Here is a 23,815-nt window from a genome sequence, read left to right as displayed (position 1 = left end):
CACAGGGCCGGCGCGTCTCAGGGGGCGAACGCCGGGCAGTACTCGTGCCAGTGGTGTGGCAGGACGGAGTCGGCGAAGGTGGGGTCGCCCGGCGCACCGGAGAAGCTGCGCTCGAGCTCCAGCGAGACGGACTTGCTGAAGAAGGCGATCCGCACGCTGACCGTGAGCCTGCCCTTGCCCCGGACCACGGACTCGCGACCGTGCTTCTCGTACGTGAGCTCAAGGTAGAACTCGACGGACACCGTGATGATGCCCAGCACGCACAGAAATCCGTTGCACCGTAGGTAGCCGCCGAGGGACACCCTGTCTGCGGCTCCGTCGAACTCGAAGCGGATGCCCGCCATGACCGACACGCCACCGCTCGCGACCCCGAGGTTCAGTGCCGCGCTGCCGCCGAACTCTATGGCGCCCTCGATCTGTTGTACGCCTGTCGCGTCGACCAGCATGGAGAAGTAGCCGCCGCCGCCGAACAGGGAGACGGTGACGTTGAAGGGATGCGTCCGCTCGGAGACCGTGAAGCGGAACGAAACCGGTTTGCCGTCGAAGGGGATCAACAGCTCCGCACCGAGCGAGACGTTCGACAGGGTGAAGACGCCGACGCCGATGGCTGGAAGCGCGAGTCTGTAGCCCGCGCGGATTCCGCTGGGCTGTACCTCGATGTACGCACCGCCGCCGAATGCGTCGGCGGGCAGGGCGCTGCGCAGGCTGTTGATGAACTCCAGCTCGTTGGTGAACTTCAATTCCAGGCCACTGGCCGCCACCTCGGGCTTCTTTCCCGGCCCCGTTCTGAACTGCAGGTCGGCGATCTCCACTCGGGCCATTCCCTCGAAGTCCAGCGCGAAGTTGGTCAGTCTTCCCTCCACCGTGGCCTTGTCGACGGCGTCCTTCGAGCGGACGGTCCGGGCGTCCAGGGTCAACACGGCATGGGACACATCGAGGATGTCCTTCGAGTTGTCGCCCGGCTGCACGTCCCGCTTCCCCAACGCGGTCTTCCACACGTAACGCAGTTCCTTGCCCTGCCCGTCCGCCAGGTCGCGGATACGGAGTACGGGCGTCGGCAGCAGGCCGTTGGAGGCGCGCAGGATGGCCTCGATCTGGTCGTCGCCGAGCTGCCGCAGCGTGCCGAGGCTGTCCTTGGCGATGTTCTGCAGGTACCGCCCGAGGTCGATGAAACCGAGCAGCTTCGCCCCGCCGAAGGCCGCCTTGATGTCGGCGAGGGGAAGCGCTTCGACGACGTCCCCGGCGGTGCCCGTCTTGAAGACGTCCGGAATGACGCCTGCCTGGCTGGTGATCAGCTTGACCGAGGCGTTGGGGCTGGCGACCCCGCCGGCCTTCTCCGCCCCGAAGGTGAGGCTGAGCGCCTGGTCCAGATTCAGGTATGCGCCCGCTGGATGCTTCTCCATGCTCTGCTGGAGAAAGGTGTCGTTGAATCTCACCGCGAGATAGCCGGCGTTCGGGGTGAACTGCTCGACGGCGGGGACGCGGACCTCCGCAGCGGATACATGGGGAAGACCGACCACGGGGTGGCCTGCCGGACCCGTTACCCCGAGCCCGAAGGTCAACTTGCCCACCGCGTGGCTCGTGCTGCCGAGAGCGTCGGCGGGCGGCTGCGCCATGGCCATCACCTGTCCGCCCATCGACCGGTTCATGCGGCTTATCAGCTTCTGGTCGATCGGGCTTGGGGCCGTCGCGTTCAGGTCTCCCGCATACAGGTCCTTCAACTGTGTTTCTTGTCTGGCCTTCTCCATGCCGTCGGGAACGAACACCAACGGCATGGTGAAACTGACCTTCCGATTCTCGTGGTCCGTTCCGATCAAGGTGAACTCGTGGTCACCCCCTGAGCTTTGGAGAGCCACCCAGAAAGCATCGTTGCCAGGTACGGGCTGGAGAAGCGGTGGGGTGACACGGTCGGTGATGCGCAGCGCACGGAAGGGCATTTCGCGTCCTCCGTGCGTAAAACCGGTCTCCGAGCCGTACTGGACCTCCGGTTGCTTGACGACGACGCGGTCCTCTCGTTGAAGGTAGGCGACGATTCCGTCATTCGGGCGCGCGACGAACAGCCGTCTGAGCTCCGAGACGAGCTGGGCTTCATGACCGGTGGACAAACGGCCGCGGCTGACGACGCGTATGTACTGGTCACGCCCCAGGCCTGTGATGTGGTCGTACGTCTCCAGGTTCGGGGCGCGTTTCCCGAGGTCCAGGAGTCGGCGCTTGCTTTCCGGCGACAGTGGCTCCCAGGCGCCGCGCACGTGGGCAGAGGTACCCAGAGGCGTCATGATGAACTGCTCGGCCTGCAGCGGTGCACTGGGGACTTCGATGGGCAGGCTACCGCTTGGTCCTGACAGTTCGGCCCGGCTGGTGAGGGTGACGATGTCCTCCAGCTTCTCGACCGTCAGCGGGTTGTTCGCGGTCAGTCCACTTCGGTCCGCGACTGTCGCGAAGGCCCGCAGCAACACCTCGCCGTCCCGTGCACCGTGCAGCCGCGTGTGCCACAACGCAGTGCGGCCATCGACCTGTTGGGGCTCACGTCGGCCCACCCAGTCCACGGGCTCGTCGTACGTGATCAGCAGCCGGGTCGGGAACTCGATGACACTTCTGGGGATGCCCTGGAAGACCGTCGATCCCGCCGTGTCCGGGCTCTGCAGGCCCGCCGGCACTGTCATCGGCACCAGCCGCGCCCAGTTGAGCAACGAGGCCAGCGACAGCTCCAGGCCGTCGATGTCGGCGGGCACCGAGAAGGCCAACTGGGTCGAGTCCGCGGTCACGGCCTTCATGGGATCAAGTGCGGTGACGACGGGGCTCACCGGTGCGGGAACCTCTTCCAGCACATGCTGCGGCGGCAACCCGACGAGGATGAGCGTGGGCGCACCCGGATCCCGCCGCACGAGGCGCCGACCGTCGAATCGCAAATTGACCAGGCCTATGTCGACGACGAGCATGTCTGCCGGCCGTACCACCCGAAACGGCCCCTCCGCCACGTCCTCGTCGTGCGGACCGGGGTCTGGGGGCCTGTCGGGGCGTGGGTCCTGCCCATGCGGACGAGGCCGCCTCCCACCGCTTCCGCCTCCACCGAACCCTCCGCGAGGGTGACCACCATGGTCGCCTCGGTGGTCGCCTCCGGGATGGTTCCGCACTTCATGCCACAGCCGCAGGGAGACGGAACGAGGGGGGTGGAAAGACATGGTCAACGCCTCATCCGAGGTCGTGAGAGGCAGGAACTGCGGCGACGCCGCTCACCGCTCTTCCATGCTCACTCCGATGGCGGATCGACGCCACTGGGATGTACGAGGAGTGCGAGGCGGTTCGCATCCGGAGGGACGTGGCGAACCGACGCACCGGCTGTCGCATCAGGGAAAGAGGAACGCCGCGGTCGCGGCGTCGAATACCTGTGAAACCGGCCTGATGGATGCGTTATTGGCGAACGGCAGGTTCTGGAATGCCAGGACGAAACGGCTTCCTGTGGAGTTCTCCTGGACGATCGCCGCTTCGGACGCCACTGCCTGTTGAGTGGGAGTACCGGTGTGGACGGAGCCGAAGCCCCTCTTCGATTGCAGCAAGCTGAATTGCACGGTCGTGTCCCGGTCCAGGAAGGTGTGCCGGCGCTGCACGGCCTTGGTCAGGAGATCCAGCATGGCCTCGTCGCTCGGTCCGTCGACCAGGGGCGCGTCGCCGGCCAGGAAGGTGAACAGGCGGGCCATCTGCCGGAGGGACGTCTCCTGCGCGGTGGGGGTGTCGTTGACGCACGGGATGCGCTGCGGCGGAAACCCGTTCGCGAAGTCCCCGCACAGCCACATTCCGTCGGCGGTCCGGGGCGTGCCGGTGGCGGTCTCGTCGAAGAATCCCGCGGTCGCGGCCCTACGGTGAGACAGCCGAAGCCGACACCGTGTACCACGACACCCGTCGCGACGTCGTCGCCGTCGGCGATGGAAGCGGTGAGATTCGTTTGGAAGTTCGTGGAGAACGTGACGCTGGAATCCGCCTGCACGGTGAAGATCTGATCCCACCGTGGAAGTATGAACCCGGTGAGATTGACGCCGGCGAGCTGTACCACGCGGACATCGTTGATGATGTCGTTGAATTCGCTTCGCAGCAGGGGGATGACGTCGCCGGGCTGAGGCTGCTTTTCGGCCACGAGTTCGTTGGCGGCTCGCAGAAGCTCGAACGATGCCCACATCGATGCCGCCTTGAGCAGGCTCGCTGAGTAATGGATTTTTCGCTCTCGAGGTGTCCGGCGAAGCCATGGGGCGCCGAGTCATTGAGTGCGACGATGCCCATGGGTGTACTGCTCAGCCCTGGTGGGGAGGCGGCCAGTGCGTTGTCGAATGCTTGTTGCCGGTCCGCGTCAAAACCGAGCAGGTCGGACTTCACGATGGCCGCGGCGATTGACGTCATCGAATGCCGCTCCGATGACGATGCCGACGGCCAAGTCGACCACGTTGCCACGCAGGATGAAGCTCCGGAAGCCCTTCACTTTCTCACCCCTTAACAGCCCATGACGTCTACGGGCGGCACCAGGGGCGCAGTCGGCCCGCCCCGCTTCACCCCGGATGCCCTGACCACGCCTCACCCATACCTGCTGGACGCGCATGGCCCACTCCGGGGCGCGCGGCAGCACTGCCACTGCAATGTGCCGTACGTCACCGGCTCCCCGCTGGTATCTGGCACAGACTGGCCGAAGGTCCGCACCACGGGCGATCACCCGCGAGGAGACCGCAGCGCGGCGGTCACTCGTTGTTCTAGGTCATCCCATGCCGCCCCAGCCTGCGGGACGCACCCAGCTCCTGACTTGCCACCGCAGGAACGGGGGCGGGGGGGGGGCTGGTCAGGTCGCGATGGTGGCCAGTCCACCAATCCCGATCAGATGGATGATCACCATGTCGAGGATGTCGATGCCCATCAGCAGCCCGCCGGATTGTCGATCGTGTCCGGCACCACGGACGGCATCTGTGTGCTGACTCTGGCCGGAGAGATCGACCACCACAACGGAGACAAGCTCCGACAAGTCCTGGACGTTCCCGACCATGTCCGCTCTCGCATCGTGGTCGACCTCGGTCGGGTCACCTTCATGGAATCCAGCGGTAGCTGGCCGCCCCCGCCGCATCAGTGATGCGGTGCCCTGCAGATCGTCGGCGTCGACACCGTCATCGACTGCCGCGAAACGCTTCGCCACGCCTTCAGAGCCTGACCCTTGGTGATGCCCCGTACCCCTCGCCGTACGGATCGGAGCGTTGCGTTACACGCTGGCGGTGCTGGGGCACGACTCGGGCCAGGATGAGGAGAACATGGTCTCCTCATCCTGGCTGACCAGCTCGCTTCGGGCTACGCGCTGTGGCGGCGCTGACCACCAGATGGCAGGTGCAGCTCCGCGCACCTGCGCCGCTGACCACGGGCCGTGACGGCTCGTGGCCGCCAGCTCCGGGCGGCATGAGCACATGATCAATGCCGGAAGTCGTTGGGTCCCCTCTCGTCCCACAGGACCCCTCACCCCGCCCGATCCTCGCCTCAGTCAACCTGGTCACGCAGCATCCGGCAGCCGTCGCATTCGCCACCGGAGTCCATGGCGTAGGTGATCTGCCTTCCCTCTTGGGCCGCAGGTCGGGGCCGACTCCTTCGCAGCTGCGGTATGCAGCAGTGCCGGCTCAGCGCAGGGTAGGCATGTGGGCGCAGAGCCGCCCAGGTAGACGTCGACGACCATCTGCAGGTCCACCTGGCCAAGCTCGGACACGCGTTTGTCACAGGTGGTGGTGGCTACTCGCGCCTGTAAGCCCTGCGTCGCAGCGAGGGAAAAGCGCCGACGGGACCACGCAGAGACAAGACGGCAAGGGGTTGGTCGTGATGACCGTGGCGACGCAGCAGGGCGGCGGGGGAGGTTCCAGTGGTCTTTACGACGTTCTGGAACTCATTCTCGACCGAGGTCTGGTGATCGACGCGTTCATACGGGTCTCCCTCGTCGGTATCGAGATACTCAAGATCGACATACGGATCGTGGTCGCCAGCGTCGACACCTACCTGCGCTTCGCCGAGGCGTGCAACCGCCTCGACCTGGAGGCGGGGCCGCGCAGGCCGGCCGGGCTCACGGAGCTCACGGGGCAGCTCACGGAGTCCGGCGCCCGCGGCAAGACCAAGGGAGCCCTGTCCGGCGCCGCGGAGACGGTTTCCGACGCCTTCCAGCAGTCCCGCGACGAGGGCAAGGAACGTCAGGGCGTCCGACCCGCCGCACGCCGCAGGGAGATATGAGCACGTACGTCTACGAGATCATCGGCGCCTCACACTCCTCACTCCCACAGGACGTGGACGGCATCGGAGACCCACCGTGACCGGTGCGCGTGCTGCACCAGGGCGAGCTGGCCGCGAAAGTCAGCTGAGCTCCTCGCACTGCGCCGCCACCGCCGTGAGTCTCAGTGGCCTCACCTGCATCACCAATTGCTGGGCGCACCACCCCCTACTGTCGCCTCTCGAACGCCTCGCCCCGGCCGCCCACAGCAGCAGCTCCCGCGCCGTTCGCGCGGCGCCGCTCGCGTGCCCCTCGGCGGCTATGGACTCCTCTTCTGCCTCCTCACCGCCATGTCCGTGGCCGCCGCGCTCATCGCACCGTGGACAGCCACCGGCGCCATACGCCGCCGATCCGGACGACGGCTCCGCAGTCGTTACTGATCGCTCCGCAGAGTAACGGCAGAAGCGCCATCAGAAGCGTTTCCGACAAGTGTGCTGATTTGCCGACTGTGCTGCGTCGTCACCCGGCAGCAAAGCATCTTGCCGTGGATGACGCCGACAGCCCGCACCTACAGCCCGCACCTACATGCGCAAGCGCTCACCCGAGCGCGGGATCCCGGTGCCCGAGGGCGAGCTGGTCGACAGACGGTCCGCCACACCGAGGACGAGCTGAGGACCTGGCGCGCGGCCTGGGCGAACCAGTACGCCCCTGTCCGGAGACATCTGACGTGGACCGATTGCCATTGAAGTCGGACCAGCTCTTGCTGGTATTGGCGCGTTCATGTGGAGATACAGCGTGGGCGGGTGGTTGACGCGCGGGAGGCAGAGGAGGGTTTCGCTGCTGTCGTAGGGTCGGTGGTCGAGGACTGGGCGCTGGAACCGGTTCCGTCGCGGAGGACAGGAGCTGAGCGATGGCAGGTGCCCCTGAGGTTTCGCCGGATGAGCCGCGGCTGCGGCGGGTACCGCCGGCCGAGGTGGAGGCGGCGCGGATGGAGGCGGTGCGCCGCTACGACATCCTCGACACCCCGCCCGATGGGGCGTTCGACCGGGTCGCGGCGATGGCCGCCCGTCTGTTCGATGTCCCCGTGGCCAGCGTGACGATCGTCGATGCCGACCGGATCTGGTTCAAGGCCATTCACGGCCTGGAAGGGGTCGCGCAGATCGGCCGGGATCCGGGACTGTGCGGGTCGGCGATCCTACGCGATGACGCGCTGGTGATCCCCGACACCCTCACCGATCCGACCGCCCGCACCAATCCGCTGGTCACCGGTCCTCTGGGGGTGCGGTTCTACGCGGCGGCGCCGATCATCACCGCCGACGGCCACCGGCTGGGCACGGTCAACATCCTGGACACCAAACCGCGTCTGATCACCGAGGCCGACACCGACACCCTGGCCGACCTGGCCGCGGTGGTCCTGGACGCCATGGAGCTGCGGCTTTCGGGCCTGCGGCTGCTACGCGAGGAGCAGGAACGCCGCAAGGCGGAGGAGGAGGCACGGACGCGGGCCGAGCGGGACACGGAGGCGATCACCGCGTTCGCCACCACCCTCCAGCGCACCCTGCTGCCTCCCGCGCTGCCGCCGGTTCCGGGGCTGGAGCTGGCCTGCCACTACCAGACCGACTCGCCCCGGGACGTCGGCGGTGACTTCTACGACGTCTTCTCCCTGGGCGGACAGCGCTGGGCGTTCTTCCTCGGGGACGTGTGCGGCAAGGGCGCCGAAGCCGCCGCCGTCACCTCGCTGACCCGCTACACCCTGCGTGCAGCCGCCCAGCACCACGACGATCCCACTGAAGTCCTCGACGCCCTCAACAGCGCCCTGCTGCTCGATCCCTCGATGGGCAGCCGGTTCTGCACCTGCGTCTTCGGCACCCTGCAGCCCGTCCCGGGCGGCGGTTTCACCGTGAGCGTGGCCACGGGAGGTCATCCTCCCGCCTTCCACATACAGCACGGGGATGGCGGCGCGATGGTCGTGAACGGGATACGCCCCAAGGGCGGCATGCTCGTGGGCGCACTGGAAGGCGCCCGGTTCGCCTCCCTCACCTTCCACCTCGCCCCGGGCCAGGGTCTGCTGCTCTACACCGACGGGCTCACCGAGGGCCGCCTGCCGGACGGGACCATGTTGGGTGAGGAAGGCGTGGCTGCCTTCCTCGCCACCCGCACCACCCCGGACGCCGGCCGCCTGATCGAGGACACCGTCGCCCTCATCACCGACCTGCCCACCGGTCCCGGTGACGACGTCGCCCTGCTCGCGCTGTCCGTACCCCTGGCACCGGGCACTGAGCAGACGGCCGCCGTATCGACAGCCCGCACCCTGGCCACGCCCGTCGCCGGCGCCGCCCGCGCAGCCCAGGAGCGCTGACCGGTGACCGACGACCTCACCCTCACCACCACCCACACCGACGGACACCTGGCGGCCCTCTGCGTCGGCGGAGAGATCGACACACAGACCGCTCCCGCCTTGCGCAAAGAAGCACTGGACGTCATCGCCCAAGGACACCCGCACCTGATCCTGGACCTTACCGGGATCACCTTCTGCGACTCCTCCGGCTTCAACGCCCTGATCGGCATCATGCGCTGCGCGATGGCCGCAAACGGCTCCCTGACCCTGGCCACGGTCCCCGACCGCCTGTCCCGAATGCTCGATCTCACCGGCCTGAACACCCTCATGCCGTCCTACCCCAGCATCGAGGCCGCGATGAACGCCCGCCTCCCTACCACGCCCGAGCCCGCCTGACCCGGCCAATCCAGTGGCCACACCGCCCCCAGCGGCCCGATCCAACTTCAGTGACCAACCAACAGAGTTCAACGGCAGAGGACACCCGCACTGATCACCGAGGGTGACTGTCACGCTGTTATGCTCACGGGTGGCACGCACCTCGATCCGGCTGTCACGCCGGGGTGTCACGCTACCTGTTCGGCCCGGAAGCATGGGCCCGCCCCCGGTTTGGGCCACCTCCACGATCAGCGTGACACCCCTCGCGCCCGGCTAGGTCCGCATCCGGCCCGGCCCCCGCCTGAACAGTCCGGCCGCTCTGTGTCATCGACCCCCTGTTTTCCCAGGTGCGCACGCTTATCTGTGTCACCGTTCAGATGATCTGTGTCATCGTCGGCAGGCGGGACTCAGGACCCCGCTGGACCCAACAACCAGACCTGGGTCTCTGGGCTCGGTACGGGTGTTCTCCCTGGTGGACACAGAGAGGGCGCTAGGAGCTGGGTCTATCTGGGTCCCTGGGTCTCGCATCCTCGTACGGCCGGGTTCGTCCGGAGCGGTCACCAGGGCCGGGGGCGGCCGATACCGTTGGGAGAGACGCCAGTTTCTGCCCTCTGGAGCCCTGGATGAGCGAACAGCCGGCCACCTCCGCCGACCCCGCCCGTCAGCAGCTGGAGCCTGCGGCCGCCGACGGGTTGCGTGCGTACGCGGCCAAGACCCGCGCCAGTGCCGACTAGTTCGCCGCCGTCCTGGAGGACATCGCCGAGAACGGGCTGCCCTCGGTGGAGGACTGCACGCCGTGGGAGGAACTGCGCGAGGCCCATCTCGCCCGCCTCGCCGCACAGCGCCCGGTCGTCGCCTGATGGCCCCGCAGCCGGGCCCGCGCCGCGCCCGGATCGCTTTCTCCGGCTCCGCCGCCAAGCAGGTGGAGAACGTCACCAGCGAGGCGGAGATCCACGCCCTGGACCGCGACCCTGGTCGTCATCTCCGTCGCCCCGGACATCGGCGAGCCGATCCCCGGCGACACCGCCGGCCCCCGACTGCGCCAGTACACCGACGAAGTCCAAGCCGTCCGGGTCCTGTACTTCGTCACGGCGCTTCGCACCGTCGTGGTCGTCGCGTACATCAAGGTCTAGCCCGTGCAGGCGGGTGCGCGACAGTGCCGTGCACCCTTGCACCCATCCGGCACCCGCTCCCCAAAACCGGCGGCGCTCCCGGCCCGGAGCAGACCGGCTCCGCAGCGGACCTTGCACTCCAATAGGGGTTGGTGCAGGTAGTACCTATGTGCGGGTTGTAGATCTCTTCCTCTGCGAGCGGAGTTCGCAGCGCGAGGAACCCCACTCGAAGGAACCGACGGCATCTGCAGGCCGCCGGCTGGAGACTTTCCCGCCGCTCTCGGGCGGGGGAAGAGGAGATCCTCAAGAGCGTCCATGGCGAAGAGGAACGCCACCATCAGAGCAGGCACGAGCAGGGCAAGCAAGATCACAGGACCTCCCGGGGGGATGGTCGGCCTGTGGAGCCGATGGTGCCGCTACTCAGGATGGGGCCGAATGGCGTAGTGCGCATGTCATGCGCGGTGGCGCAGCGTCGGCTACAGCTCCAGTTGCGCGAGACGCCACAATCCTGACCCACGGCGCGACGCCCCGCCAGCATCTCGCCCGTTTCGAGGGAACCGGCGGCTCGTGGGTTCGGCCGGTGCTGCCGTGCCGGTTAGCAGCCTGCCCGGCCAGTGGCGTACTGCCGATTCCGGAGCCACGCCGCCGGATGACGGAGGTCAAGGTCCTGCGGGGCCCGCTCCGAACCGTATTGCGTTCCGTCGTGTCCACGGCAGTCGTACGAGCCGGTCCCCTGCCCAGGCAGGCTGCCAGGCTCGAAGAACCAGCTGCCGGCCACCCGTCCCGCCGTCGGGCGGTCCTCGCCACCGGCGAGGCGTTCAGCCGTCCAGCCCACCACAAAGTCGGCACCAAGCCCCGCCGCACGTGAAGCTCCGCTCGACTGAACCGTCAGGAAGCCGACGAGGTTGGATGACTCCATGGTGAGACGAAAGCGGGAGAAGAAGAGGCGACCTCCATTCGGCATACCGAAGGGCATCGTCCTGCTCGCGACACCGGAAGGCTGGCGCCACAGTGTCCTCACCGTGGAATGCGGGATGCTCTGCGGGCCCCTCGCCGACGTTCCGGTCGAGGCCGGCCCAGCCGAGGCACGGGCCGCCGCGGCGGCCATGGTGGTGGGACTCGCACACGAATTCCACGAAATACGCGTCGACGTGACCTGGGATCCGCCCCGGGAACCCGGGTCCTGGACCGCCCAGATCACCGTTGCCTCGACCCCGCCGAACGCCCGTGGTTAAACGCCAAGGTCAGTACCTGTTTCGAATCCTTGGCACATCGTTAGTCGAGGTTCGTTAGTCGAGGTCAGGAATCGACAAGGCCGTCTCCGGCGGGGGATCCGTTCATTTAGAGTGATCCGCATGGACATGCGGAGAATCGTCGCAGTGCTGGCTGAGGAAGCCGAACAGCAGATCCAAGACAAGGTGTGGAAACTTGCGTCGAGCGACCGCGCACTCGCCCTTGAGACCGAGGCCCGCCTGCGCGACGTTGTCGGCCCGCAGGACGTCCAGCAGGCCTTGCCGCAGATCAAGCGGCTCGAACACCTGCGGGAGACCCTCGCCGTCCTGGCCATCTCACTCGCTCGCACTCACGGCCGCCTGGCCTGGTTTCTCTCCGGGGCTCTCAACGCGCTCGAACCGGTCCTGGGCTGGCGCGCCCTGCCATCTGAGGGCGGCGGCACCTTCGGCACTGTCCTCCCGAGTCCTGAGGAATACCTGGAAGCGGAGGATGCCGTCCGCCGACTCCAGGACGCCCTTGCGCAGATCACCGCCCAGTCAGTTGACCCCGGCAGCGTTCACCCAGATCAGCGAGCAAACGAGGCTTGAATGCCTGTTTCAAGGTTGAGCTGCGCGTTTGCCCAGCAGGTTCGAACTCGGGCGGCTTGGGGTGGGTGATGACCTGAGCGGTTCGATCGTGCGGAAGCTCTAGGCGACCTAAGCAGGTTCGACCACGTTGCGGGCCTTGTAGAGCTGGCAGTCGAAGGCCGCCGACCTGACCGCGCCGCTGGCGGTTGGCCTGCTGGCCGGCCCCACTGCGTGTGGCTGTATCACCGTCATTCCGCGAGGTCGAGGAGCTCATGCTCGAGCGCGGATCGCCGTCTCCTACGAGACGGTACGCCGCTGGCATGTGAAGTTCGGCCCGGTCTACGCCCGCGAGTTGCGCCGTCGGCCTGCTCCGGCCCGGGGACGAGTGGCATCCGGACGAGGTCCTTATCAAGATCGACGGTGAGCAGAAGTACCCGTGGCTGGCCGTCGACTGAAACAGTGCTGAACGGCCGCTACCTGGACGGCTGGTACAAACCGGCTGCGAGCCGGGGTCGGTGGCCGCGCTGAAGGCCCCGTCGCCCGAGTGGGTCGTCAGTCGGGTGTCTCGGCCGAGTCGGCCGGCTTGGAATTGTTGGCCGGTGTGGACCGCTTGATGTCGTTGTTGGTCGCGGCCCAGCTGGCCAGCAGGTTCAGGGCGTCCTGCGAGGGTGAGTGGGGTTCAGCGGTGTAGGTGAGGAGGAACTGGCTGGGGCCGTCGGGGAGCGGGAAGGTTTCGAAGGGCAGGTCGAGGTCGCCGACGACCGGGTGGTGGAGGAGTTTCACACCTGTGGTGTGTATCCGGACGTTGTGGGCCGCCCAGCGGCGCCGGAATTCCTCGCTGCGGGTGGACAGTTCCCCGATCAGGTCCGTGAGCCGCCGGTCGTAGAGGTCGCGGCCGGCCTCGGCGCGCAGCATGGCGACGGTGTCGCCTGCGACTTCGTCCCAGTGGCGGAAGAACTCGGTCGCGTGTGGGCTGAGGAAGACGAACCGGGCGTTGTTCGGCGGCCGGACTGGGTCGGCGTAGACGGGGGAGAACAGGGCGCGTCCGAGGTGGTTGGCGGCCAGGTTGTCCCCGCGTCCGCTGAGGATGAACGCGGGGGTGCCGGCCATCGAGTCCAGTACGCGCTGCACCGTCGGACGGACCCGCTTCTGGGCCGGTCGGCGGCGTGGTGGACGGGTGGTGCCGGCGCCGCGCAGGAGGTCGAGCAGGTGGATGCGTTCGGCCTCGTCGAGCTGGAGTGCTTGCGCGATGCCTTCGATGACGCTTTCGGAGACTCCGGTGGCGTTGCCGCGTTCAAGGCGGGTGTAGTACTCGCTGGAGATGCCCGCGAGGAGGGCGACCTCCTCGCGGCGTAGTCCGGTGACGCGTCGGCGTTCTCCGCCGTAGAGGGGCAGGCCGGCCTGCTCGGGGGTGACCCTGGCTCGTCGCGTGCCGAGGAATTCCCGGATCTCCGCACGAAAATCATCACGGATGTCGCGGTTGCTGCCTTGTGGGTCGTTTCTGCCTGCCATGCGTTTCACTCTACGAGCGCATCCGCCGGGTTGGGGGTCCCTGTCAGTGACCCCCTCAAGAGGGACCCCCACACCTCGACGACAGCCGGTTTTGTTGGCGGTGCACCGCCCCCCCGGCGGTGTGAACGGCCCAGACAGGCGGCGCTTGTGCCGCCGGTCGCCAGCCCCTTCTGCGGCGCTCTTCGCACTGCACGCATCACCCCCGCCCACACCGGGTGCCGGATCACGGCGCCTGAAAGGACCCCCCCCATGAGCAAGGTCATTCTCGTCACCGGTGCCGGACGCGGTCTGGGCACGGACATCGCCCGCGAGGCCCTCGCCGCCGGCCACCAGGTCGTCGCCACCGGCCGCCGTCCCGAAGAGGTCGAGGAGACCCTGGGCGGGCCGCAGGACAATCTGCTGGTCGCCAGGCTCGATGTCACCAGCTTGGAGGACGCCGAGGCCGCCGCGCGGGCCGCCGTCGACCGCTTCGGCCGCATCGACGTCCTGATCAACAACGCCGGGAACCTGTTCACCGGCTACTTCGAGGAGATCTCGCCCGTGCAGATGCGCCGGCAGTTCGAGACGAACCTCTTCGGCCCGATGAACGTCACCCGCGCCGTCCTGCCGATCATGCGCAAGCAGCGCGCAGGCCACGTCATCACCATCACCTCGACCGCCGGGCTGGTCGGCATGGAGTTCACCTCCGCCTACGCGGCCTCCAAGTTCGCGGAAGAGGGCTGGATGGAGTCCCTGCGCTACGACGTCGAGCCGTACAACATCCACACCACCGTTGTGGAGCCGGGCTACTTCCGCACCGAACTCCTCGTGGACGGCTCCACCACCTGGCCAGAGCTGTCCATCGACGACTACGCCCCGCGCACCGCCCCCAGGATCGAGGGCATGAAGAGCATGAACGGCAAGCAGCCCGGCGATCCCGCCAAGCTCGCCCGCGCCCTGCTCACCATCGCCGGCCAGGACAAGCCGCTGCTGCGATTCGTCGCCGGTGCGGACGCCATCGAGGCCGCCGGGGCCAAGGCGAAGGAGCTTCTCGCCCAGGCCGAGGCATCCAGGGAGCTGGGCGGCGCCCTGGCCTACGACGACGCCCACGCCTGAGCAGCACGCCCCGCCCCCCCCGGCCAGCACGGAGGACCGCGCCGGGTGCGCGGAGAGAGAGTCAACATGCCCCTCACAGGCGGGTACGAGCCGAGCAAGGCGCAGTTTGTGCGGGACCAGGTGGAGCTGTACGAAAGCTCCGGCGGTACGGAAGGCACGACGCTGCAGGATCTGCCCGTCGTCGTCCTGACGACCCTGGGTGCGAGGAGCGGCAAGATCCGCCGCATCGAACTCAGCGCCGCTCAGCTCGACCGCCTGAACAACCTCACACCGGCGCGGGCGAGCGCAACGACGAGGCGAACATGGCCACCATCGACCGGTGACGGTGGGTGCCGCTGCGCCCCCTCAGTCCGCGCAGCCCAAGTCCGCGCAGGAGAAGGGCTGACGCCCGGCGAATTCCTGACCCGTCACACCCGATCGACCCGCATCCGCTCACCCATTTCACTGATCACTGAAGAGGCTTTCTCATCATGTCCGAGGTTCTCCTCGTCGTAGGTCACCCCGACCTGTCCCAGTCGAAGGCCAACAAGGCCCTGGTGGACGCCGTCCGCGATCTGGCCCACGTCACCGTGCACGACCTCTACGCCACCTACCCCGACTTCCAGGTCGACGCCGACGCCGAGCGGGCGCTGCTGGCCGAGCACGACGTGATCGTCTTCCAGCACCCGGTGTACTGGTACAACACCACCCCCCTGTTCAAGCAGTGGCAGGACAAGGTCTTCACCCTCGGCTGGGCCTTCACCATGGACGGCTCTCCCTCCCAGCTGGCCGGCAGGAAGGCTGTCGTCGCCGTCACCGCAGGCGTCCCCGCCGAGCACTACACCCTTGAAGGCACCAACAAGACCACCCTGGAGGCCCTCCTTGGCAGTTGGCACGCGACCCTGCGGCTCTGCCAGTTCGACATCCAGCCGATGGTCAAGCTGTACGGCACCGCCTTCGGCCTCTCCGACAAGGATCTGACCACCGCCGCCAAGCAGTACAACGAACTGCTCGCCTCCTTCGCCGGCTGACCGCGCCCTCACGACAACGGCCGTCCCCGTCGATCGCGGCGCGCGGTATGGGCGCAGGTCGGGGCCGTGACGTTGGGGTCTGTCGGGCGTCCACGCCGGACGCTCGAATGACGCTCACCTGGCGCAGTGGAGTCCGTGCCGGTTGACTTCATCGGTTCGTCCGGCAAGCGCCGACGACTGGCAGTCTTCTTCGTCCCCGCAGACGCGGCAAATGCGGGGTTCAAGCGTGCTCAGCACCGGCTCTGTTGCGTCCATGTCACCGTTCTCGTTTCCGCCGACCGGGCCGTTTGGATCAGCCCCGGTGTGAGGGCGGCCTGGTCGTGGCTGCCTCGGACTGGTCGTTGTCCCAGCGACGGCCGGTCGCGGTCAGCTGAGCGGTGAGGAGGCCGGCAGGTTCTGGTCGGCGGCCCAGGAGGCGAGGATGCGCAGCCGTTCGTGGGTGGGGGAGCCGGGGGCGGCGGTCCAGACGGTCATGTTCTGGTCGGGGTCGGGGTCGGTGTTGGCGGTGAGGGTGTCCCAGTCCAGGACGAGTTCGCCGACGACCGCGTGGTTGAGGGTTTTCGTGCCCACGGTGCGGGCGGCGACGTGGTGTTCGCCCCACCATCGGGCGAACTGCTTGTCACACATGGACAGTTCGCCGACCAGCTCGATCAGGCGGGGGTCTTCGGGGTACTTTGCGGCCTCCATGCGCAGCTGGGCCACGGCGATCTGTGCGGAGGCCTCCCAGTCGGCGTACAGGGTGCGCATGGCCGACTCGGTGAAGATGATCCGGGGATAGTTGCGGTGCTTTTCCGGGATGCGGGAGAAGTCGGTGACCAGGGCGGCGGCCGGCGCGTTCCAGGCGAGGATGTCCCCGCGTCGGCCCTGTACGACGGCCGGGGTGGCGGTGAGGTTGTCCAGGATCCGCTGCAGTTGTGGCTGGACCTTCTGCCTGCTGCGGCGCCTCGTGCGGGTGCTGGTTTTGCCTGCGAGCTGGAAGAGGTAGCCGCGCTCGTCGTCGTCCAGGTGGAGTACGCGGGCAAGGATGTCCAGCACGGGCGCGGATGCCTGCATGCGGCCCTGCTCGAGCCGGGTGTAGTAGTCGGTGCTGATGCTGGCGAGCTGAGCGACCTCCTCGCGGCGCAGCCCCTCGACCCGGCGGGGCCTGTCGGTCTCGGGCAGTCCGACTGTGCGCGGGCTCAGCTTCGAGCGCTGGTTGACCGTCACGCCTGCCCGGCTCAGCAGCATCGCCCGGACGCTGGCTGGTGATCCTGAAGCGGCCTTCGTCGGCAGCACGACTGGCCCCCACAACCTGGTTGCCATCACTGTCTGCCAAGACGCCAACGCTCTCCACACCTACCTCGCCGACCGCATCGGCTCACTCGATGGTGTCGACCGCATGGAAACGGCGTTGATCACCGCCTACATCAAACGAGCCGCCCCGGCGCTTTAAGAGCGGTCCAGCGCCTGTATGCATCAGACCGCCCCACGCGTCAATGACTTCTGCCAGCGGGCGTAAGCAGGTCGGTGACCTCGGCGAGCACCTCAGCCTCGATGCGCTCTCGGACGGGCCAGCTCGCGGGAATCGAGCGACCTGAGCCTCATCGCTGGCCGTGCATCGGCATGGGTTACGCCAGCCACAGAACATGTGGTCTCCGCCAGTACCACTCAGAACGCTCGGGGTCCTGCCCGGAATGCCATGACGGCACCCCAGCCGACCCCACCACCTACACCACTCCCCGGCCAAGCACCTGCTGGCTGCGTGGCCACAGCACCCCCCAAATGGTCCCTCCGGCCGGACCGGCAGCGCTTCTGCAGGGCGACGGCAGCATCGGCCAAGAGTCGGCCGCCCCGTCCTCCATCACCCTTTCGAGATCCGGAGAACTCCAGCATGCAGCACCGCGGGTCGGCCTGTTACTCGTACCGGTACTTCAGCGAATCCGCCTCCGCCTGCTCGATATAGACGATCGTCACCCCGGTATCCGCAGCTGGGGCCAGTGTCACCTCGGCCGAGGTCGGCTGGGCATCCGCCGACATGCGCACGCACCCCCTGCGGGCACAGAGGCTTGGACTGCTGGGTGGTCCAACTTCCGCTTCCGCAGGTTGAGTTAGCGGATTGCCTTACCCGAGCCGGGGTACGCGGACGTGCGAATCCGCAGGGAAGGGGCCGGCGAGCATGGAACGCGTCAACGCCTATCTGGGCAAACACCTGTGGCTGCAGTTCGTGCTGTCGATCCTCTGCGCCAGTGCCCTGGTCATGCTCCTGTATCCAGGGCACTCTGCGCTCTCGGTCGTGCTGCGCACTGCCCTCATCTCCATCAGTGGCATCGTCGTCGTGCTCATCGGGCGGAGCAGGGAGAGGCGGGCGGCGGGCGGCAGCACGAACAGCCTCGTCTCGCTGGACAGGAAGCTACGCAAGGGTGAGGTACCCGTCGACCCTAGCGAGCGCGAGGCGATGCGCGCTCTGGTCACACAGCGCCTGCACCGCACGCGCCACCGCGTGGCGGCACTGGTGCTCCTCGCGGTCCTCTTCTGCGCCGTGACGGTATTGACGGCCCTCACCTCGGGCCTCAGGCAAACGATCGGATTTGCCCTGCTCACAGGAATCTTCCTCGTTTGGATCATCGGCAACGGCAACCTCCAGCATCGGCGCCTGCGCGTCATGCAAGCGGCCCTCGACGGCGACAGCACGTCAGCTCGCGCTCAGCGCAACGGAAACCAGCAAGGAGGCAGCGCATGAACCTTCGGGAGACACCCGGCGCATCCGGACTCGGCGATCTGAAACCCGGTACCAAGCAACGTTCTCAACTGCAGACCCGTCTCGCCGACATCGCGTGGACCGCTCTCTGCATCGTCCTGGCGATCTGGGCGATCTGGGGCTCCGTCGGCGCCGCACGGGAGGAGGCGGCATGGGCGCACGGCGTCGTGGCCTGGATCCTCCTGGCTGCCGCGCTGACGCTGCGCGTCCGCTCCGTCCGCCGCCGAACACGCCTGTGAGCGCCGCGACTCACACCCTCGCGGGCAACACTCCCGGCCCGGCCGGTGCAGCCGTCGGTCACCAGCTCTCCGCGGCGGTGATCCTGGCGGGGCCGAGGGCCTCCACGTGACTGTCCTCGGTGGCTGGGCGGACCGGGTCCGCGGAAAGGCCTGGCAAGTCACCCTTGCCGACCAGTTCGGCCTGCCGGGCCTGCTGCTCGCTCTCTTCTACTGGCTGTCTACCGGGGGCGTGGCGGGGTTCGTCCTGGGCGCGCTGTGGCGCGTCCTGCCCGGCAGACGCGGTGCAGTCAAGGCCCTCCCTGTAGCGCCGGCCTTCGCCCTGCCGTCGGGCTGGACGCCCCGGCCAGCTGGTTCACGCAGGAGGGCGCCGCAATTTTCACTCACCATGCCTCGACGATGCTCCTCGATCTCATCGTCACCGTCATAGCCATCGAGGCGGTGTCGCCTACCTGTGGCGGTCAGCAGTCGCCCCCCCATGACGGTGTGGCCGTCTTTCTCCCGACCGGCAGCTGAACCCCGTGTCCTGGCTCGGCCCGCATCGCAGCCGAGCAAACGGCGCACGGCACCACGTGGACCTCCATCGCTCAGCCCGCGCAGATGAGTTGCCGGTAGACGCTGTCTATGGAGGTCTGGTAGACACTGTCTATGGATGTTGAAGGGCCCCTGCGGGAACGACTGATCGATGCCGGCGTAGAGCTGGTGCTGTCCGAGGGCACCGCTTCGGTTGGTCTTCGGGAGATCGCCCGCCGGGCAGGTGTGTCGCACGGTGCGCCGCGGCGCTACTTTCCGACACACCGGGCGCTGTTGTCGGCCATCGCGCGCAGAGGCTTCGAGGAGCTGGTCGCGCGGTCCGCCGTAGCCACGGCAGGGACTGCCGTGCCGCGTGATGAGTTGGCGGCGCTGGCGCGGGTGTACGTCACCTACGCACTGGAGCGGCGCGGCATGTTCGAGTTGATGTTCCGTCATGACCTGCTCGACAGCGGCAAGCAGAGTGGAACTCCGGACGGGCCTCGGCTGAGGGAGGCGACGCTCCCGATGTTTCAGCGCGTCACCGAGCTCGTTACTCGGTGCCGGGCACGGGCGCTGGAGCCTTCGGCGGCAGTCACCGCGGCTGCACTGTGGGCGAACCTGCACGGCATCGCCCAACTGTCGTCCTGGGGCAGCCTGCAACTCGCCCTCGGCGGCGAGGGTTGCGACAGTCACGACCGGTTGATCGAAGCTGCGCTGGACGCCCATCTCGGGTCGATGGCCTCATGACCGGGCGGCAGGCACGCTCGGTCCCGCTTTTCGTCAGCGTGGCCGGGGCGGTGATCGTCGCATTGGACGGCACCGTTCTGCTGGTGGCGCAGCCCAGCCTGCAGCGTTCGCTCGCCGCGAGCCCGGCACAGATCCCATAGAGGAACGAATTGATGTATGAGCACTTGAAGCGGCTGACCGGGCCGGTGCTGCGTACCGCGGCGCGGCTCGAAGCCGTGGGCCTGGAGAATGTGCCGCAGTCGAACGGCGTCATTCTCGCGTCCAACCACCTGTCCATCGTGGACTCCACCTTCCTGCCGCTGGTGCTGGACCGACAGGTGACCTTCATGGCGAAGGCGGAGTACTTTGAGGGAGGTTCCTGGTCGACGCGGATCGTCTCGTCCTTCATGCGGGGCAGTGGGCAGGTTCCAGTTGACCGCGAGAACCAACGGGCGGCGGTAGCCTCGCTTGACGCGTGTCTTCGGGTGGTGCAGGACGGCGGTGTCTTCTGTATCTACCCCGAGGGCACACGCTCCCCGGACGGCCGGCTCTACCGGGCCAAGACGGGCGTGGCATGGCTGGCTCTCAAGTCCGGCGCGCCCGTGGTGCCGGTGGCCATGAGCGGCACCGATTGCGTCCTGCCCCCCGGGCGCGTGCTTCCGCGTCCGGCCAAGGTCAAGGTCACCTTCGGCAAGCCCGTCGACCTCTCCCTGTACGAGGACTCCGCCGCTGACGCTGGTGCCCGAAGGGCTGTCTCTGACCTGATTGTGCAGGCAATAGCAGAGGTCTCCGGCCAGGAGTACGTGCCCGTCTACGCGGCGAGGGCGAAGGAGCAGGGCTGACCCGGCCCTGTTCTCCCCGAAGCTACGGCGAAGTGACAAGTAGCTCTCTGTGACAAGCCTGACGCGCGGTCAGGGACAGCGGGGCGGGTCCGGGACCTCGCCGACCTGCCCGAGCCCGAGGAACTTCGCGTCCTCGCTCGGCAGCGCGGCCAGCTCAGCGACCTTCGCCTCACGGCGCTGCGTCAACGTCGTGCAAGCCGAGTCGAACCGCGGGCGCGGGTCCCCCTCCTCGGCCCAGAACACACTGCCGCTGCGGTAACCGGTCTCGGTCTCCAGCACGTGAGCCAGCCGGATCCGGGCCCGCAGTGACGCCAGGCGGGGAACGTCTTCGGGGGAGAGGTCGGTGCGGACAGGGTGCCAGCGCATGGGATGCCGCCACCGGCTGGCGGCATCCCGTGCGAGGTCTCCTGAGACCTCCACGACGACGTCAGGCGGCACGAGGATCACGTCCAAGGCCTCACGGCGCCCCACCCAGCGGTGAACGTCCAGCCGTTCCACGGGTGCGTGGCGACGGTCCTGGCCGGAGCCAGGTGCCCGGCCACGGTACGGGCAGCGGTCTGGGCCAGGGTGGTAGTGCGGCCGACGTACCCCAGCTGCCCGGCGGCGTCATAGCGCCCGAGCAGGAGCGACCGCGGCGCGCCGGTCGGGCCGGTCACGGCGCCGACGATGACGTCGTGGGTCTCGCGGATCTTGTGTTTCCGCCAGGTCCTGGCGGTGGGGCGGTAGGGCTCGGTGAGAAGCTCCTATAGATGGTCAAGTGGTCTGTGGGAGGGTTCGTGAGGTGTGGATCACGTGAGGTAGGTGGCGGTAGATCTCGCGGGCGACGAACCGTTTCAGACAGCGCATTATGTCCTTTTTGGCCATGCCCTCTGCGGTGCGTCGGGCGACGTACTCCTGGGTGCGCTGGTCGCATTTCATGCGGACGAGGACAATCGTGTGCAAGGCGTTGTTGGCCGCGCGGTCGCCGCTCCGGTTGAGCCGGTGGCGGTTGGTGCGGCCGGAGCTTGCGGGGACGGGGGCCGCTCCGCAGAGGTGTGCGAAGGCTGCTTCTGAGCGGAGCCGGTCGGGATTGTCACCCGCGGTCGTCAGCAGCTGGCCGGCGGTTTCGGGGCCAACCCCGGGCAGCGCGACGAGCCGGGGTGCGGCCTGGGTGACCAGCGGTCCGATCTCCTTGTCCGCGTCCTTGATCTCCTCGTCGAGCACTTGGTAGCGGCGGGCGAGCCGCCGGAGTGCTGTCCTGACCGCGCAGGTGGGGGCGCCAAGGTCACCGGTGGGACGGGAACGGGCGAGGGCGTCGATCAACTCGCGTGCGGACAAGCTGCGCAGTTTGTCGCGTACTTCGGAAGGGGCGGTGACGATGAGGGTGCGGATCTGGTTGATGGTCTGGGTACGAGCCTTGACCGCACTCTTGCGGGTCACGCGCAGGACTCGGATCGCCTCCACGATTCCGTCGCGGCTCTTTGGAGTTCCCGTGGCCCGGCCGGACAGGACCGCGGTCGCGGCCGCGTAGGCGTCGACGGGATCGGACTTGCCATTGGTGCGACGGGCCTTACGGTCGGGCCGGTCAACCTCCACCACCGTGACGCCGTGCGCGGTCAGGAAGCGGGCGAGTTCGGCGCCGTAGGCTCCGGTGCCCTCCATCCCGAGCGCGAGGACCTCGCCATGCGAGCGCAGCCAGTTCAACAGCCGCCTGTAACCGTCCGGGGTGGTCTCGAATGCTTCGGTCGCGAGGTGCCGGCCGATACTGTCGATGACTGCCGCTTGGTGGAGGTCGGTGTGGGTGTCGACGCCCCCGATCACCGCTATCTCATCTGCTGCCATGCTGGGTTGTGCTGCCTTTCCGACTGCCGAGTACGGGAGGGCACGAGCCGGTCGGGCAGACGGACAAGACAGTGATGGGACCTCTAGCCAGGCTCCTATGAAGTCACAGAAGCCCGGCCGGCCACGCGCCAGACGGCACCGCCCGGCCAGCCGACAGTTCTCATCAAGGACAGCTTGAGCGTCAGTCGTTTGGAGAGTCAGACCGTCGGACGGTGCCATCACCCATCCTCACTGTCGTTTGAAGCACAGCCCTTCCAGGCCGGTGGCGGTCCAGTCCAGCCACTCGAGTGCGGTGGCCGGGTCGGTGGTCGACGGAGACAGCGTCTGCGGCGCTGGCAGATGCAGGCTGCTGAAGAGTTCCTCGAGGGCAGCGCGGCGGCGCTGGTAGGGCCAGGCGGTGGTGTCGGTGCCGGCCAGGTGCAGCACATCGAAGGCGAAAGCGAACGGGTTCTCGGATTCCGGGGGCCCGAACACTCGGAACCTGCCCGTGTGCGTGCGGTTCTGATGGGTGGGGAGGGCAGTTCCAGGTCGTCGGAGGCGGCGGCAGCAAAGGCGGACGCCGCCCGGCCGTGGCGGCCAACAAGACCGACGACGCGCGTACCGACTACCCAGAAGGCCGATCGATCGCCGCGGTTGCCCGCGATCATGACGTCAGCCGTGGCGCCATCAGTACCGCCGTCACCGACCTTCTGCCCCCGCACACCACCGACGGGCAGGAGGACGCCCCTGTGGAGCTGCCGGTCACGCCAGGCCCGTGCGCGTCACCTGGCGTCGACGCTGATCGTCGTGCTGAGTTCCGGAGCGCTTCTCGATAGGGACATCGCAACGAAAACCGGCGCTAAGCCTCCGTCGGCCCTGGTGGGCGGCTGACGGGGTGTAGGCGGCTGGACCCGTGCGAAGTCGTTCCATGGATAACGCCTATTACCTGCGGGACAGCTGATCACGACCTGCGGGAACGGTCGCCAGGCCTAACAAGCGGCCCTGTTATCTGCGGCAAGGGGGAATACGGTGCTCGCCGTCGTACAACTGCCGGCCGAGAAGGCGCTGACCGTCCGCGCGGCGGCCGACGTCTTCCTCAACTCGCTCGGCAACCCGCACACGGTCCGGAGACCGCCTACTGGGACGCTGGCACCGCCTGGCTCGTGCCCCGCCTGCTCAAGGGCCGTATCCGCGGCCCGGTGTCGTCACGCACCACCGACCCGCCCGGGGAAGATCGTCAGCGCGCACGACGTGTGCCCAGACACCGAACCTACGGCCAGGCCCGCGCCCTGCTGGACGAGCACACCGCCGGGCGCGGGCCGGGAACCGGCTGGGACCTGCACGAGTACCGCCACGCTGCCCTGACCCACCTTGGTGAGCAGGGCACCTCCTTGCTGATGCTGATGGCCAAGTCCCGGCACAAGGAGCCGGAAAACGTTTGCTACTTCAAGCCTTCCCCCGAGGCAATCTCGGAGTTGACCAGCCTGCTCGCGCCCGGCCTACGCG

The 23,815-nt window shown here is 67.8% G+C and carries 24 protein-coding genes and 7 pseudogenes; 21 read left to right on the top strand and 10 right to left on the bottom strand.

What is annotated here, in order from left to right; all coding sequences use genetic code 11:
* Positions 1-17: 17 nt before the first annotated feature.
* Positions 18-2,939 carry a hypothetical protein gene (locus BM536_RS05455; protein WP_143650804.1) on the bottom strand — a complete coding sequence of 974 codons (2,922 nt, stop codon included), beginning with the start codon at positions 2,937-2,939 and terminating at the stop codon, positions 18-20.
* A gap of 408 nt (positions 2,940-3,347) precedes the next feature.
* Complete coding sequence (locus BM536_RS05445) at positions 3,348-3,698, bottom strand: hypothetical protein (protein WP_143650802.1); 351 nt, start codon at positions 3,696-3,698, stop codon at positions 3,348-3,350.
* Positions 3,699-3,883: 185 nt separating this feature from the next.
* Between BM536_RS05445 and BM536_RS40215 the strand changes: the two genes are divergently transcribed.
* The gene (locus tag BM536_RS40215; RefSeq protein ID WP_143650800.1) at positions 3,884-4,201 is read left to right on the top strand and encodes a hypothetical protein; all 318 of its coding nucleotides are present in this window, start codon (positions 3,884-3,886) and stop codon (positions 4,199-4,201) included.
* Between the two features lie 141 nt (positions 4,202-4,342).
* Here the strand turns inward: BM536_RS40215 and BM536_RS42395 are convergent, their stop codons facing one another.
* Positions 4,343-4,588, bottom strand: coding sequence for an MscL family protein (locus tag BM536_RS42395; protein ID WP_245873275.1), 246 nt, complete (start codon positions 4,586-4,588; stop codon positions 4,343-4,345).
* Between BM536_RS42395 and BM536_RS44255 the strand changes: the two genes are divergently transcribed.
* The 9 genes and pseudogenes from BM536_RS44255 to BM536_RS42385 form a co-directional block, all read left to right on the top strand.
* Positions 4,493-5,107 carry an STAS domain-containing protein gene (locus BM536_RS44255; protein WP_342748779.1) on the top strand — a complete coding sequence of 205 codons (615 nt, stop codon included), beginning with the start codon at positions 4,493-4,495 and terminating at the stop codon, positions 5,105-5,107. The two genes, BM536_RS42395 and BM536_RS44255, sit on opposite strands and share 96 nt — an antisense overlap.
* A 728-nt stretch (positions 5,108-5,835) precedes the next feature.
* Positions 5,836-6,237: a gas vesicle structural protein GvpA gene (locus tag BM536_RS05430; RefSeq protein WP_073490988.1), complete on the top strand. Its 402-nt coding sequence runs from the start codon at positions 5,836-5,838 to the stop codon at positions 6,235-6,237.
* Between the two features lie 887 nt (positions 6,238-7,124).
* Entirely contained in the window at positions 7,125-8,573 is a 1,449-nt protein-coding gene (locus BM536_RS05420) for a PP2C family protein-serine/threonine phosphatase (protein ID WP_245873274.1), read from the top strand.
* A 3-nt stretch (positions 8,574-8,576) separates the two neighbouring features.
* Complete coding sequence (locus BM536_RS05415) at positions 8,577-8,948, top strand: STAS domain-containing protein (RefSeq protein ID WP_073490900.1); 372 nt, start codon at positions 8,577-8,579, stop codon at positions 8,946-8,948.
* Positions 8,949-9,550: 602 nt separating this feature from the next.
* Positions 9,551-9,787 (top strand): annotated as a pseudogene (locus BM536_RS05410) (hypothetical protein).
* Positions 9,787-10,060, top strand: a pseudogene (locus BM536_RS42390) (hypothetical protein). Before BM536_RS05410 ends, BM536_RS42390 begins: the two co-directional pseudogenes overlap by 1 nt.
* An 896-nt stretch (positions 10,061-10,956) precedes the next feature.
* The gene (locus tag BM536_RS40210; RefSeq protein WP_143650798.1) at positions 10,957-11,274 is read left to right on the top strand and encodes a hypothetical protein; all 318 of its coding nucleotides are present in this window, start codon (positions 10,957-10,959) and stop codon (positions 11,272-11,274) included.
* A 120-nt stretch (positions 11,275-11,394) separates the two neighbouring features.
* Positions 11,395-11,859: a hypothetical protein gene (locus tag BM536_RS05390; RefSeq protein WP_073490991.1), complete on the top strand. Its 465-nt coding sequence runs from the start codon at positions 11,395-11,397 to the stop codon at positions 11,857-11,859.
* Positions 11,860-12,003: 144 nt separating this feature from the next.
* Positions 12,004-12,290: pseudogene (locus BM536_RS42385) on the top strand (hypothetical protein); the annotation flags it as partial.
* Positions 12,291-12,390: 100 nt separating this feature from the next.
* Here the strand turns inward: BM536_RS42385 and BM536_RS05380 are convergent.
* Complete coding sequence (locus tag BM536_RS05380; protein WP_073490904.1) at positions 12,391-13,350, bottom strand: helix-turn-helix domain-containing protein; 960 nt, start codon at positions 13,348-13,350, stop codon at positions 12,391-12,393.
* A 249-nt stretch (positions 13,351-13,599) separates the two neighbouring features.
* Between BM536_RS05380 and BM536_RS05375 the strand changes: the two genes are divergently transcribed.
* The 3 genes and pseudogenes from BM536_RS05375 (at position 13,600) to BM536_RS05365 (ending at position 15,455) form a co-directional block, all read left to right on the top strand.
* Positions 13,600-14,445, top strand: coding sequence for an SDR family NAD(P)-dependent oxidoreductase (locus BM536_RS05375; protein WP_073490906.1), 846 nt, complete (start codon positions 13,600-13,602; stop codon positions 14,443-14,445).
* 66 nt (positions 14,446-14,511) lie between these two features.
* Positions 14,512-14,674, top strand: a pseudogene (locus BM536_RS44735) (nitroreductase/quinone reductase family protein); the annotation flags it as partial.
* A gap of 241 nt (positions 14,675-14,915) precedes the next feature.
* Positions 14,916-15,455, top strand: a complete 540-nt coding sequence (locus BM536_RS05365) for an NAD(P)H-dependent oxidoreductase (RefSeq protein ID WP_073490908.1) — start codon at positions 14,916-14,918, stop codon at positions 15,453-15,455.
* Positions 15,456-15,821: 366 nt separating this feature from the next.
* Here BM536_RS05365 and BM536_RS05360 read toward each other — a convergent pair whose 3' ends face one another.
* Positions 15,822-16,682, bottom strand: coding sequence for a helix-turn-helix domain-containing protein (locus BM536_RS05360; protein WP_094102595.1), 861 nt, complete (start codon positions 16,680-16,682; stop codon positions 15,822-15,824).
* On the opposite strand from BM536_RS05360, the gene BM536_RS05355 reads away from it, so the two are divergent.
* Complete coding sequence (locus BM536_RS05355; protein ID WP_245873273.1) at positions 16,651-16,887, top strand: Lrp/AsnC ligand binding domain-containing protein; 237 nt, start codon at positions 16,651-16,653, stop codon at positions 16,885-16,887. The two genes, BM536_RS05360 and BM536_RS05355, sit on opposite strands and share 32 nt — an antisense overlap.
* 461 nt (positions 16,888-17,348) lie before the next feature.
* Here the strand turns inward: BM536_RS05355 and BM536_RS05350 are convergent.
* Positions 17,349-17,468, bottom strand: a pseudogene (locus BM536_RS05350) (MSMEG_1061 family FMN-dependent PPOX-type flavoprotein); the annotation flags it as partial.
* A gap of 142 nt (positions 17,469-17,610) precedes the next feature.
* Here BM536_RS05350 and BM536_RS05345 point away from each other — a divergent pair.
* The 6 genes and pseudogenes from BM536_RS05345 (at position 17,611) to BM536_RS05330 (ending at position 20,509) form a co-directional block, all read left to right on the top strand.
* Positions 17,611-18,174, top strand: a complete 564-nt coding sequence (locus BM536_RS05345) for a hypothetical protein (RefSeq protein ID WP_073494314.1) — start codon at positions 17,611-17,613, stop codon at positions 18,172-18,174.
* Positions 18,171-18,431 carry a hypothetical protein gene (locus tag BM536_RS05340; protein WP_073494316.1) on the top strand — a complete coding sequence of 87 codons (261 nt, stop codon included), beginning with the start codon at positions 18,171-18,173 and terminating at the stop codon, positions 18,429-18,431. Before BM536_RS05345 ends, BM536_RS05340 begins: the two co-directional genes overlap by 4 nt.
* A gap of 106 nt (positions 18,432-18,537) precedes the next feature.
* Complete coding sequence (locus BM536_RS42380; RefSeq protein ID WP_245873272.1) at positions 18,538-18,858, top strand: DUF6185 family protein; 321 nt, start codon at positions 18,538-18,540, stop codon at positions 18,856-18,858.
* A gap of 218 nt (positions 18,859-19,076) precedes the next feature.
* Positions 19,077-19,688: a TetR/AcrR family transcriptional regulator gene (locus BM536_RS05335; protein WP_073494318.1), complete on the top strand. Its 612-nt coding sequence runs from the start codon at positions 19,077-19,079 to the stop codon at positions 19,686-19,688.
* Positions 19,685-19,822, top strand: a pseudogene (locus tag BM536_RS39280) (MFS transporter); the annotation flags it as partial. The gene BM536_RS05335 and the pseudogene BM536_RS39280, both read left to right, overlap by 4 nt.
* 30 nt (positions 19,823-19,852) lie before the next feature.
* Complete coding sequence (locus BM536_RS05330) at positions 19,853-20,509, top strand: lysophospholipid acyltransferase family protein (protein WP_245873271.1); 657 nt, start codon at positions 19,853-19,855, stop codon at positions 20,507-20,509.
* A gap of 69 nt (positions 20,510-20,578) precedes the next feature.
* On the opposite strand, the gene BM536_RS41660 is transcribed toward BM536_RS05330, so the two are convergent.
* From BM536_RS41660 to BM536_RS42375, 4 genes are all read right to left on the bottom strand, one after another.
* Positions 20,579-20,875 (bottom strand): hypothetical protein, encoded by a 297-nt coding sequence (locus BM536_RS41660; RefSeq protein WP_211362824.1) that lies wholly within the window; start codon positions 20,873-20,875, stop codon positions 20,579-20,581.
* Positions 20,876-20,952: 77 nt separating this feature from the next.
* Positions 20,953-21,165: a hypothetical protein gene (locus BM536_RS05320; protein ID WP_073494323.1), complete on the bottom strand. Its 213-nt coding sequence runs from the start codon at positions 21,163-21,165 to the stop codon at positions 20,953-20,955.
* A gap of 97 nt (positions 21,166-21,262) precedes the next feature.
* Entirely contained in the window at positions 21,263-22,330 is a 1,068-nt protein-coding gene (locus tag BM536_RS05315) for an IS110 family RNA-guided transposase (RefSeq protein WP_073494324.1), read from the bottom strand.
* Positions 22,331-22,558: 228 nt separating this feature from the next.
* Positions 22,559-22,804: an ATP-dependent DNA ligase gene (locus BM536_RS42375; protein WP_073494326.1), complete on the bottom strand. Its 246-nt coding sequence runs from the start codon at positions 22,802-22,804 to the stop codon at positions 22,559-22,561.
* Between the two features lie 632 nt (positions 22,805-23,436).
* On the opposite strand from BM536_RS42375, the pseudogene BM536_RS05300 reads away from it, so the two are divergent.
* A pseudogene (locus tag BM536_RS05300) lies at positions 23,437-23,808 on the top strand (site-specific integrase); the annotation flags it as partial.
* Between the last annotated feature and the right edge of the window lie 7 nt (positions 23,809-23,815).

Origin of the sequence: Streptomyces phaeoluteigriseus (genome assembly GCF_001896135.2) — a bacterium.
Lineage (GTDB): Bacteria > Actinomycetota > Actinomycetes > Streptomycetales > Streptomycetaceae > Streptomyces > Streptomyces phaeoluteigriseus.
Note: the sequence above shows the minus strand (reverse complement) of the source record. Positions and strands in the feature narration are given on the sequence as shown.